The organism is Pseudogulbenkiania subflava DSM 22618 (genome assembly GCF_900177275.1).
In the GTDB taxonomy this organism is placed as follows: domain Bacteria; phylum Pseudomonadota; class Gammaproteobacteria; order Burkholderiales; family Chromobacteriaceae; genus Pseudogulbenkiania; species Pseudogulbenkiania subflava.
Window position 1 is genome coordinate 247,177 of the sequence record NZ_FXAG01000004.1, and the last position, 11,930, is coordinate 259,106.

An 11,930-nucleotide genomic window follows, 5' to 3' on the forward strand; every position below is an offset into this window, starting at 1 on the left:
AACAAGGACGACCAAGCAGCATGCAAACCACCAGCACTATTCTGATGATCCGGCCGGCGCGATTCTTGTCCAACCCGCAAACATCGGCATCGAATGCCTTCCAGAAATCGGACATCGACCACCGGGAAGCGCAGCAAAACGCGCTCGCCGAATTCGATGCCTACGTGGGTGAATTGCGCCGCTGCGGCGTCGACGTGCTGGTCATCGACGACACGGTCGAGCCACACACCCCGGATTCGATCTTCCCCAACAACTGGATCAGCCTGCACGCCGACGGCAAGGTGCTGCTCTACCCGATGGAAGCGCCCAACCGCCGCCTCGAGCGCTGCAACAAGGTACTGGAAAAGATCAAACAGGAATTTGCCGTCGAGGAAGTCATCGATCTGAGCGGCTTTGAAAGAGCCGGGCAGTTCCACGAAGGCACCGGCACCATGATTTTCGACCACGACAAGAAGATGGCCTACGTCTGCTTCTCGTCGCGCAGCAGCGAGAGGGTGATGAAGGCGGTGTCGGAAACCATCGGCTACCAGTCGTTCTGGTTTCACGCGGTCGACCGCCACGGCAAGCCGATCTACCACACCAACGTGATGATGTGCGTGGGCAAAACGCTCGCCGTCGTTTGCCTGGAATCGATCCGCGATCAGAACGAACGAACCGCCCTGGTGCAGGCCCTGACCGCCAGCGGCAAAGAGATCATCGACATTTCCTACGATCAGCTCGAGCACTTTGCCGGCAACATGCTCGAACTCGCCTCCCGCGACGGCGAACCGGTGTTCGCCCTGTCGAGCCAGGCCTGGTCCTCGCTGACGCCAGAGCAACAAACCGCCATTTCGTCCTACGCCAAGCTCGCCCTGGCCCCGATCGACACCATCGAGCGCCTCGGGGGCGGCGGTGCGCGCTGCATGATCGCGGAGATTTTCCTGCCACACCGAGCCAACTGATTTTTCAAGCCAGGGTGCGCCGAGGCGGCATCCCAGGCGCCGAGAAACGAGCGCCTGCCACCGTATCTGAAGATACCTCTCAAACCGGGGCGTTCAAGGCCGTCTGACGTTTCGGCGGGATCATGACGGCTCGCGCCCTCTTTTCCGCTCCACCCATGGCAGAACGGAATGCCCGCCGCAAACGCGCAGACATCGCCTCCCGGAGGATGTCTGGCCTCACGCTCCACGCAGAGCCAGGCGTTTCGCCACGGCCCGGCGCTGTTTCCACTCGCGTGCGGCCCACTGGTACACGCCCGAGCCGCCGAGCAAGGCCAGCACCAGGCCGGCCACCAGCATCAGCACGCGGTGCGGCAGGCCACCGACCGAGCCGACGTGGAAGGCGAACACCCAGGTGGTCAGGCGGATGCCCGGCTCGGCCTGCTCGACCGGACGCAGCTTCAACACATTGCCGCGGTACGGGTCGACCTCGACCATGCTGCGGCCGTTGGGCTGGATCTCGCCCGGCAGGCGCTTGCGCAGCACCACCGGCTTGTCGGCCTTGGCATCGATGCGAACATCCACCAGCTGGCCGCCCGGCAGCGCCGCATTGCCCTTGGCCACCAGCAGGTCCACCGGCAGGCGGGTTTCACCCGGCACCACCTTGGCGCTCCTGGCCGGCTTGGCGCCGTAGAGCGCGTTGATCCAGCCGTTGACCGGCTTGGAGAACGCCAGCAGCACGCCAGTCAGCGCGCTGATCAGCAACACAACCGACAAGGCCGCACCGGCGACGCGGTGCAGATCGCTCACCAGAATGCGCGCGCCCTTGTCGCTGCGCACACGCCACGCCCGCTTCCAGTCCTTCGGCCACCAGTAGATCAGACCACTCACCACCATCAGTAGAAGGCCAATGCCGATGACGCCGACCAAGGTTTTGCCGGTGTCATCCATCAGCAGCGTCTCGTGCAGCGCCAGCAGCCAGTTGAACAGGCCCTCGTCGGGCGCGCGGTCGCTCTTCACCTCGGCCGTCACCGGGTCGAGCCACAGCAGCCGCTCTTCGCCGGCACCGCGGATGCGCGCCTGCACCGGTTCAGCCAAGGTCTCGCCGAAACGCAGGTTGACGTTGCCTCCCGGATGACGCGCCACCGCAGCCTGATACAGCGCCTGGTAACCGGCAAATGGCCCGCTCACCGCCGCCGGCCGCTCGCCGCTGGCCGTCGACAGCTCTTTCTTGAACACCAGCAGCCCGCCGCTCAGACCCAGTATCAGCACACCCAGCGCACAGGCAAGCCCAAGGTAGCGGTGCAGCAGAATGATCCATCGTTTCATTAGAGGTGTCCTTGTCGTGCCCGGCAGCCAGCCGGGCTATTGGCTTGATGCAAAGCAACAATTATAATGATAATCTTTCTCATTAACTAGCCAAATCGACCAATTACCGGCGATTAGCAGCCAACAGCTCCCCCCGTGCATTCACGCCAATCAATAAAATGACCAAAACCGATACCTCGCTGCTGGCGCTGAGCCTCGCCCTCGCCGCACCCGCCTACGCCAGCCAGAACGACACCACCGAACTCGCCGTCGTCGAAGTCAGCGCCGACACCCCCACCGGCAACGACTACCAACCCCGCAACAGCAGCAGCGCCACGCGCAGCCCCGCGCCACTGATCGAGACGCCGCAGGCACTCAACGTGGTGCCGCACCAGGTACTGCAAGACCAGCAGGCCACCTCGCTCGACGAAGCGCTCGCCAACGTCAGCGGCGTGACCCAGACCAACACCCTGGCCAACACTTGGGACAGCTTCATCCGCCGCGGCTTCGGCAGCCGCGCCGACGGCTCCATCCTGCGCGACGGCGTACGCTCCACGCTGCCGCGCAACTTCAGCGCCACCACCGAGCAGGTCGAGGTGCTCAAAGGTCCGGCCTCGCTGCTGTACGGCATCCAGGAGCCGGGCGGCATCGTCAACGTCATCACCAAGAAACCGCAATACCAGCAGGCCGGCAGCGTGACGCTGACGAGCTCCAGCTTCGGTGGCGGCAGCGGCAGCCTCGACCTGACCGGGCCGATCGGCGACAGCGGCCTGGCCTACCGCCTGATCGGCGAGCTGGAAGAAACCGACTACTGGCGCAACTTCGGCACCACCCGGCGCAAACTGATCGCTCCGTCGCTGGCCTGGCGCGACGGCAGCACCCGCGCCCGCGTGGCCTACGAGTACCTGGATTATTCCGTGCCCTACGACCGCGGCACCGTGTTCAGCAACGGCAAGCCCATCGCCATTCCGCGCGAGCGCCGCCTGGACGAGGCGTGGAACGTGGCGCAAGGCACCGCGCAGAGCGTCACCGCCGAAGTCGAACACGACCTCGACGACAGCTGGCGGCTGCGCCTCAACGCCGGCTGGAACAATCACCGCTACAGCGACAACCAGGCGCGCCCGGTGTCCTACAACGCCAGCACCGGCATCCTGCGGCGCAGCGCCGACGGCAACCGCGCCTTCAACGACACCAACCTGCTGGCGTCGGCCAACCTGCTGGGCGACGTGAACTGGCTCGGCCTGCGTCACGAGCTGCTGTTCGGTGTGGACCTGGAACAGAACCGCCAGAGCAAGGGCGACGCGCTGCGCGGCAGCACCGTCGGCGGCTTCAACGTGTTCGACCCGGATTACGGCCAGCTGGCCTACCCGAGCACGGTCAGCGCCAGCAAGAGCGACGTGCGCAGCAAGGTCGAGACCACGGCGGTGCTGGTGAAGGACTCGCTGCACCTGAACGAGCAATGGATCGCCGTCGGTGGCCTGCGCTACCAGCACTACCGCCAGAGCGACGGTGCCGGCCGGCCGTTCGTCATCACCGGCGAAGCCAGCGGCAACGTGGCACTGCCGCAAGCCGGCGTGGTGTACCGGGCGACGCCGGCCGTGTCTCTGTACGCCAATTACAGCGAATCGTTCAAGCCGAACAGCTCGGTGGACGAAGGCGGGCCGTTCGAGCCGGAACGCGGCGTGGTGCATGAAGGCGGCGTCAAGCTCGAAACCGAACGCCTGTCGGCCACCGCCGCGCTCTATCACATCGTCAAGCGCAACGTGCTGGTGACCGAGAACGACGTCTCGCGTGCGGTCGGCAAGGTGCGCTCGCAGGGCGTCGAGCTCGACGCCAGCGGCAAGCTCACGCGCCAGCTGAGCGCCATCGGCAGCTACGCCTACACCGACGCCGAAGTGCTGGAAGACCAGCCCGTCTACGTCGGCAAGCAGCTGTTCAACGTCGCCCGCCATACCGCCTCGGCCTTCCTCGCCTACGACTTGACGCCGGTCGGCAACGGCGACCGCTGGCGCGTCGGCGGCGGCGCACGCTACGTCGGCAAGCGCCAGGGCGACGCGCTCAACAGCTTCGCACTCGACGCCTACACCGTGGCCGACGCCTTCGTCGCCTGGCAGACCCGGCTCGGCGGCAACAAGCTCGAGGTGCAGCTCAACGTCAAGAACCTGTTCGACAAGACCTATTACACCTCGACCAGTGGCAGCAACCTGCAGGTCAACGTCGGCGAGCCGCGCGAGGTGGTGCTGCAGACCAAGCTGTCGTTCTGATCCGCGAGAATTGCCGGCATCAACGGCGGCCTCCGCGCCGCCGGAGATGCCGGCCGTCGCGGCGCAGGCATTGATGACGCGGCCTGGAGCACGGATAATGAACGGTTTTGATGTGGACTCCGACAGCATGCCCGTGATCACTCTCATCGAGCGGATCGACGCCCTTCTGCCCCAGACCCAGTGTGGCCAGTGCGGCCACGCCGGTTGCCGGCCCTACGCCGAGGCGCTGGCGGAAGGACGCGACCCGATCAACCGTTGCCCGCCGGGCGGCGAGGACGGCATCCGTGCGCTGGCGGAGCTCTTGGAGCAACCGGTCATCCCGTTTGCCGTCGACGGCCCGCAGCCCAAGCCGCGCGCCCTGGCCGTGATCCAGGAAGACAGCTGCATCGGCTGCACCCTGTGTATCCAGGCCTGTCCGGTGGACGCCATCGTCGGCGCGGCCAAGCTGATGCACACCGTGATCGCGGCCGAATGCACCGGCTGCGAACTGTGCGTGGCGCCCTGTCCGGTGGACTGCATAGATCTGGTGCCGGTGGACGACCCGGATGACGGCAAACGCGAGCAGGTCATGGCGCGCGCCCAACAGGCGCGCAAGCGCTACGAGCAACACCAGGCACGCAAGGCGCGCGACCAGGCCGAAAAAGCGCAGCGCCTGGCCGAGCGCGCAGCGGTGACCACCCCGGCTCCGGCGCCAGCGGCGGCTGCGTCCGGTGCGCCAAGCGCGGCGCCGCAGACTTCCGCCGTCGACAAGAACGAACTGATCCGCAAGGCGATGGAACGCGCCGCCGCCCTGCGCGCCACCAAGGAAGCTGCCGACAAGGACAAGCAGTGAACGCCGCCAAACGCCGCGAAATCTTCCGCCGGCTAAGGGAGCTCAACCCCGAGCCGCGCACCGAACTGGAATACGACACACCGTTCGAACTGCTGATCGCCGTGGTGCTGTCGGCGCAGGCCACCGACGTCGGCGTCAACAAGGCCACGCGCCTGCTCTACCCGATCGCCAATACCCCGGCCGCCATCCTTGCACTGGGCGAGGAAGGGCTCTCCGAGTACATCAAGACCATCGGCCTCTACCGCACCAAGGCCAAGAACGTCATCGCCGCCTGCCGTCTGCTGCTGGAAAAGCACGGTGGCGAAGTGCCGCAAACACGCGAAGAGCTGGAGGCGCTGCCCGGCGTCGGCCGCAAAACCGCCAACGTGGTGCTCAACACCGCCTTCGGCCATGCCACCATGGCAGTCGATACCCACATCTTCCGCGTCGCCAACCGCACCCGGCTCGCCCCCGGCAAGGATGTGCGTGAGGTGGAAGACAAGCTGATGAAAGTGGTCCCGGCCGAATACCTGGTCGACGCCCACCACTGGCTGATCCTGCACGGCCGCTACATCTGCAAGGCGCGCCGGCCCGAGTGCGAACGCTGCCCTATCGTCGATCTCTGTGAATACCCGGCAAAAACGGTATGATGAAAGCGGGAGAGTGAACTCAAGCAGCCTCCACCGTGCAATCCGGGCTTGAAAAATGACCGGCCCGGCCCGAGTTCCGCTCTGTCACTACCAGAAAGGATGTTCCGTGACTCCGTATTTCCGCACCATTGTCAGCGCCGCCCTGGCAGTGACGCTGCTTGCTGGCTGCGACAAGATCGAACGCCTGTTCAAAGGCGATAACCCCAACGTAGCGATTCCCGCCCAGACCGACGGGCGGGTGGCCATGCTGCTGCCCGACTTCACCCAGCTGGTCGAGCGCGACGGGCCTTCCGTGGTGAACATTCAGGCCAACAAGCTCGAAGCGGCCACGGCCCAGAACGAGCTGCCCTTCCCGATTCCCGAAGACGACCCGCTGTACGATTTCTTCCGTCGCTTCATGCCGAACCAGCCGCCGCAGCAGGATCAGACCCCGAGCGAGAGCGTGTCGTTTGGCTCCGGCTTCATCATCAGCGATGACGGCTACATCCTGACCAACGCCCACGTCGTGGCGGGTGGCTCGCAGATCAAGGTCGTGATGACCGACAAGCGCGAACTGAAAGCCAAACTGGTCGGGCTCGACAAGCGCACCGACGTCGCCGTGCTCAAGGTCGAGGCGGCCGGCCTGCCGGTGGCCAAGATCGGCGATCCGGCCAAGCTCAAGGTCGGCGAGTGGGTCGCCGCCATCGGCGCACCGTTCGGTTTCGACAACACCGTCACCGCCGGCATCGTCTCCGCCAAGGGACGCAGCCTGCCGGACGAAAACTACGTGCCCTTCATCCAGACCGACGTGGCGATCAACCCGGGCAACTCCGGCGGGCCGCTGTTCAACCTGCGCGGCGAGGTCGTCGGCATCAACTCGCAGATTTACAGCCGCTCCGGCGGTTTCATGGGCATCTCCTTCGCCATCCCGATCGACATCGCCATCAACGTGGCCGAGCAGATCAAGACCAAGGGCAAGGTCAGCCGGGGCCAGCTCGGCGTGCACATTCAGGAAGTGAGCCAGGAACTGGCGCAGTCCTTCGGCCTGAAACAGCCTAACGGCGCGCTGGTGGTACGGGTGGAACCCAATGGTCCGGCCGCCAAGGCCGGGTTGCAGGTCGGCGACATCATCCTGCACATGAACGGCAAGCTGGTGGAAAGCTCGAAGGATCTGCCGATCCTGGTCGGCGGCCTGCAGCCGGGTGCCAAGATCAAGCTCGGCGTCTGGCGCAAGGGCGCGGAAAAGGACGTCCCGGTGGTGCTGGGCGAACTCGCCAACGAAGCGGCCAACGCCCCGCAGCCGCAGCAGGAGGAGCCGGCCCCGCAAAGCTTCCAGTTCAACAAGCTAGGTCTGACGCTGACCGAACTGACCGCGGCCCAGAAAACCGAACTGGGCCTGCCTGGCGGCCTCTTGATCCAGAAAGTCCAAGGTCCGGCGGCGCGCGCCGGCCTGCAGCACGGCGACATCATCATCGGCCTGAACCAGAGCCAGGTGCTCGACGTGAAGGGATTCGAACGCGCCCTGGCCAACGCCGGCGGCAACATCGCCCTTCTGGTACGGCGACAGGACAACACGCTGTTCGTGCCGCTGCGCCTCGACTGATCGACCAAGCCGCCCTCCGGGGCGGTTTTTTTTTGCCCCGGTCCGTCTCCGCCAGGTCGTTCAATGCCGAACAGGCGGCACGGCAACCGGCGCCCCATCAACACAACACACCACAAGGAGAAAACATGACTTTTCTGACGACCGACCTGTGCGACGAACACGAAAACGATGTGCGCGTGCTCGAGCCGATGTTCCAGCGCTTTGGCGCCCACCCCCGTTTCCAGGGCCAGATCGAAACACTCAAGGTGTTCGAGGACAACACCCTGGTTCGCGAGGTACTGAGTGAACCGGGCAACGGCCGGGTGCTGGTTGTTGACGGCGGCGGCTCGCGCCGCTGCGCGCTGGTCGGCGACCAGATCGGCGAACTGGCGGTGAAAAACGGCTGGGCCGGCATCGTGGTATACGGCTGCATCCGCGACTCGGTCGCACTCGATGCCCTGCCCCTGGGCGTCCGGGCACTGGATACCCACCCGCGCAAATCGGTGAAACGCGGCGAGGGTCAGCGCGGCCTCGCCGTCACCTTCGGCGGCGTCTGCCTGAGCCCCGGCGACTGGCTCTACGCCGATGAGGACGGCGTCATCGTTGCCGATCGCGCCCTGCATTGAACCGGCTCCACACCCGTTCCCAAACGCTTCGGCCAACCTTTACAGGTTGGCCGACGTTTTTGGCCCCATCAATTGCCCGCTTTGGCCCGGGTATAATGCGGCAGCCCGGCCCACACTTCCGGCTCGACCCACGGCACATGCTCCTGCCACCAGGTATGGTGTTCCGGCATGACGAGTTCCGGCTGATCCAGAGAAGCCAGGGTGATATCGATGCTGTCCGGGTCGGCCTCGTGACGATAGGTCAGCGTCGTGCCACAATGGGGACAGAAACCACGCTCCGCCGAGCAGGACGAGTGATAGTGCATCAGGGGTTCGCCATGCCACTCCACCTCACAGGCGCGCACCGTGAACCACGTCACAAACAGCGCTCCACTCGCCTTGCGACAAGTCTGACAGTGACAATGCGTGACGAAACTCGGCTCCCCATAGACGCAATAGTAAACGGCCCCACACAGGCAACTGCCTCTCAAATACGGCATGAACGCCCTCCCGTTACGGCATCGCGCTTCAGGACGACAAATCCCCCGCGCAGCCGACAACACCCCACAATGTCACTATGGCACCCTGTCGGCGAATTTCAAATCGGCCGTTAGGTGTTTAATTCCAAGAAAGCGTTGAAAACGAGCAAACGAAGCTCGTCGGGGCGCATTCCTGTGCAGCTAAAATGCAAACGGCCAGGGCTAAGTTACTGCGAAGCCAAGGCGCAGACAGCGAGAGCATGGCAAGGCCGGACCACGACGCCAGGAAAGGTGGCTTTCCGGAATGAAAAAAGCGGACCGAAGTCCGCTTTGTTCTTGTCCTGTCAGCCTGTTCAGGCCGGTTGAACCGGGGTCGAGCCGGCCAGCTCGGTGATGCGGTTACTGCCATCTACGAACACCAGTTTCGGTGCATGATCCTTCAGCTCGGCGTCCTCGTAGGTCGCGAACGAGGCAATGATCAGCAGGTCGCCCGGCGCGGCGCGGCGCGCTGCGGAACCGTTGACCGAAATCACTCCCGAACCCCGCTCGGCCTTGATGGCGTAGGTAGCGAAACGCTCGCCATTGGTCACGTTCCAGATCTGCACTTCTTCGTACTCGCGGATATCCGCCGCCTCGAGCAGGTTCTCGTCGATGGCGCACGAACCGATGTAGTGCAATTCGGCGTGGGTCGTGGTCACGCGGTGGAGTTTCGATTTCAGCATGCTGCGCTGCATAATTCCGTTCCTTGCTAGCAATGACGCCGCGCTCAGCGCAGCACTTCCACATTATCGATCAGGCGGGTCTTGCCCAGACGCGCCGCGGCCAGTACCACCAGGCGCTTCTCGCCGGCGTGGGCAATCTCCAGGGTGTCAGCCTGACGTACTTCGATGTAGTCGACGCGCCAGCCATGCGCTTCGAGATCCTGACGGGCCGCCGTTTCCAGGCTAGCGTAGTCCTGCTCGCCGGCCAGCAGACTCTCGCGGATCGCGGCCAGGTGGCGGTACAGGCGCGGCGCCTCGGCGCGCTCCTCGGTGCTCAGATAGCCGTTGCGCGACGACAGCGCTAGGCCGTCTTCTGCGCGCCCGGTATCGACCGGCACGATCTCGATCGGCTGGTTGAGGTCGTCCACCATGGCCTTGATCACGTGCAGCTGCTGGTAATCTTTCTTGCCGAAACAGGCCAGGTCGGGCTGCACGATGTTGAACAGCTTGGTCACCACCGTGGCCACGCCGCGGAAATGGCCGGGACGGAAGGCGCCGCACAGCTCGTTCTGGATATGCGGCGGCTCGACGTTGAAGTCCTGGCGGATGCGCGGATACAACTCCTGCTCGATCGGGAAGAACAGCACGTCGACGCCGGCATCGGAGAGCTTGGCGCTGTCGGCATCGAAAGTACGCGGGTAGGCGTCGAAGTCCTCGCCCTGACCGAACTGCAGACGGTTGACGAAAATGCTCACCACCACCTTGTCGGCGCGCCGGCGCGCCTCTTTCACCAGAGCCAGGTGGCCCTCGTGCAGATTGCCCATGGTGGGCACGAACGCCACCTTGCCGGCCTGGCGACGCCAGGCTCGCAGCTCGGCGATATTACGAATGACTTCCATCTTCCTTCCTTAGAACCTGCCCATAGTCTTGCTGCGCGGCCCTGATCGGGGCTCATGCGCACTGCGTGCGAATCTTTCGCTGGGCACATCGGGAGATGTGCCCGCAGAGATTCGCTCAGCGATCAGAAATCCTCATGTGCTCCAGTACATGAGGATTTCTGTGCTGATCTTCACCCCGCCGAGGGCCGCTCGCGACAGACCCTGAACAGGCACGTACACCTTAGAAGCAATGCTCTTCCGCCGGGAACGAACGCGCCTTGACTGCCGTGACGTAGCCCGCCACCGCCGCCTGGATGCTGTCCGCACCGGCCATGAAATTCTTGACGAAACGGGCTTTCCGCCCAGGGTAGACACCGAGGATATCATGCAGCACCAGGACCTGCCCGGAAACGTCGACCCCGGCGCCAATACCGATGGTCGGCACCGCGATGCTGTCGCTCACCCGCTTGGCCAGGGCCGCCGGCACGCACTCCATCAGCACCAGGCTGGCGCCGGCCTCGGCCAGGGCAGACGCATCGTGCAGGATGCGCTCGGCATCGTTCTCGCTCTTGCCCTGCACCCGGTAGCCGCCGAAGCTGTTGACGAACTGCGGCGTCAGGCCGATATGGGAACATACTGGAATGCCGCGCTCGACCAGGAAACGGGTGGTTTCCGCCATGAACGCGCCGCCCTCGACCTTGACCATGTGAGCGCCGGCCTGCATCAGCCGCGCTGCGTTGGCAAAGGCCTGCTGCGGGCTTTCCTGATAGCTGCCGAACGGCATGTCGGACAAGACCAGGGCATTTTTCACGCCGCGCGCCACGCAGCGGGTGTGGTACTCCATCTGCTCCATGGTCACCGGCAGCGTCGAATCCTCCCCCTGGATCACCATCCCCAGCGAGTCACCCACCAGCAGGATTTCGACCCCGGCATCGTCCAGCAGCGTGGCGAAGCTCGTGTCGTAGCAGGTGAGCATGGTGATCTTCTGGCCTTCGGCGGCCATTTTGAACAGGGTATTGACGTTGATTTTCACTGTCTTCTTCCTCGTGGCTTGGGAAAACAGCCGCCGACGCCGACTGCTCGTGGCCGCCACGCCCGGCTGTTTCAGACGATCAGACGCTCTTGTTGAAATAGCTGCGCTGACCGCGCATCTCGCTGATGCAGCGCAACAATAGCTCGAAATCGTCGCTGCCATCAACCAGGTTGAGGTGATCGGTATTGACGATCAGCAGCGGGGCGGCGTCGTAGCCGTGGAAAAATTCGCTGTAGGCGGCATGCACGCGCTTGAGGTAGCCCTCCGGGAAGGCCGAATCGGTTTCCTTGGCGCGGCTGGCCACACGAGACAGCAGCACGTCTTCCGACGCCTGCAGGTAGATCACCAGGTCGGGAACCGGGAAGGCCGGCAGCAGCCGGTCGGTCAGGCGCTGGTAGAGGGCGTGCTCCGGCTCGTCGAGGTTGACGCGGGCAAACAACGCGTCCTTCTCGAACAGGAAATCGGACACCAGCGGCGCGGTACGCAGCGGGCCATCCTGCATCTCGGCGGCCAGATCGGCGCGCTGCAGCAGAAACGACAACTGGGTGGCCAGGCCATGCTGCTGCGGATTGCGGTAGAAACGCCCCAGGAAAGGATTGGCGCCTGGCTCTTCGGCCAACAGCGACACCCCCCAGTAGTCCGCAAGGCGACGCGCCAGCGCCGATTTGCCGGCCCCGATCGGCCCTTCCACTACTACGTAACGCAATTGGCTCATGCCAGATT

12 protein-coding genes are annotated in these 11,930 nt (G+C 64.5%); 6 read left to right on the forward strand and 6 right to left on the reverse strand.

Translation table 11 applies throughout. From position 1 onward, the window contains the following. Positions 1–20 precede the first annotated feature (20 nt). Positions 21–941: a citrulline utilization hydrolase CtlX gene (gene ctlX / locus B9N72_RS05810; RefSeq protein ID WP_085275480.1), complete on the forward strand. Its 921-nt coding sequence runs from the start codon at positions 21–23 to the stop codon at positions 939–941. 216 nt (positions 942–1,157) lie between these two features. Here ctlX and B9N72_RS05815 read toward each other — a convergent pair whose 3' ends face one another. After that, on the reverse strand, positions 1,158–2,246 hold the full coding sequence (locus B9N72_RS05815; RefSeq protein WP_085275481.1) for a PepSY-associated TM helix domain-containing protein: 1,089 nt from the start codon (positions 2,244–2,246) through the stop codon (positions 1,158–1,160). 158 nt (positions 2,247–2,404) lie between these two features. Here B9N72_RS05815 and B9N72_RS05820 point away from each other — a divergent pair, with 158 nt between their 5' ends. From B9N72_RS05820 to rraA, 5 genes are all read left to right on the forward strand, one after another. Next, entirely contained in the window at positions 2,405–4,489 is a 2,085-nt protein-coding gene (locus B9N72_RS05820) for a TonB-dependent siderophore receptor (RefSeq protein WP_085275482.1), read from the forward strand. Positions 4,490–4,586: 97 nt separating this feature from the next. Then, the gene (gene rsxB, locus B9N72_RS05825) at positions 4,587–5,321 is read left to right on the forward strand and encodes an electron transport complex subunit RsxB (RefSeq protein WP_234985886.1); all 735 of its coding nucleotides are present in this window, start codon (positions 4,587–4,589) and stop codon (positions 5,319–5,321) included. Then, on the forward strand, positions 5,318–5,950 hold the full coding sequence (nth, locus tag B9N72_RS05830) for an endonuclease III (protein WP_085275483.1): 633 nt from the start codon (positions 5,318–5,320) through the stop codon (positions 5,948–5,950). The genes rsxB and nth overlap by 4 nt, the downstream gene beginning before the upstream one ends. Before the next feature lie 55 nt (positions 5,951–6,005). Continuing rightward, entirely contained in the window at positions 6,006–7,532 is a 1,527-nt protein-coding gene (locus B9N72_RS05835; protein WP_085275484.1) for a DegQ family serine endoprotease, read from the forward strand. Between the two features lie 125 nt (positions 7,533–7,657). Further along, a complete protein-coding gene (rraA, locus tag B9N72_RS05840) occupies positions 7,658–8,137 on the forward strand; it encodes a ribonuclease E activity regulator RraA (protein WP_085275485.1) in 480 nt (159 codons plus the stop codon). A 68-nt stretch (positions 8,138–8,205) separates the two neighbouring features. On the opposite strand, the gene B9N72_RS05845 is transcribed toward rraA, so the two are convergent. From B9N72_RS05845 to B9N72_RS05865, 5 genes are all read right to left on the reverse strand, one after another. Beyond that, positions 8,206–8,616, reverse strand: coding sequence for a GFA family protein (locus B9N72_RS05845; protein ID WP_085275486.1), 411 nt, complete (start codon positions 8,614–8,616; stop codon positions 8,206–8,208). Between the two features lie 332 nt (positions 8,617–8,948). Then, complete coding sequence (panD, locus tag B9N72_RS05850) at positions 8,949–9,329, reverse strand: aspartate 1-decarboxylase (RefSeq protein WP_085275487.1); 381 nt, start codon at positions 9,327–9,329, stop codon at positions 8,949–8,951. Positions 9,330–9,361: 32 nt separating this feature from the next. Continuing rightward, positions 9,362–10,195 (reverse strand): pantoate--beta-alanine ligase, encoded by an 834-nt coding sequence (gene panC / locus B9N72_RS05855; protein ID WP_085275488.1) that lies wholly within the window; start codon positions 10,193–10,195, stop codon positions 9,362–9,364. A 220-nt stretch (positions 10,196–10,415) separates the two neighbouring features. Further along, positions 10,416–11,207 (reverse strand): 3-methyl-2-oxobutanoate hydroxymethyltransferase, encoded by a 792-nt coding sequence (gene panB / locus B9N72_RS05860; protein WP_085275489.1) that lies wholly within the window; start codon positions 11,205–11,207, stop codon positions 10,416–10,418. A 79-nt stretch (positions 11,208–11,286) separates the two neighbouring features. Next, entirely contained in the window at positions 11,287–11,922 is a 636-nt protein-coding gene (locus B9N72_RS05865) for a deoxynucleoside kinase (RefSeq protein WP_085275490.1), read from the reverse strand. Between the last annotated feature and the right edge of the window lie 8 nt (positions 11,923–11,930).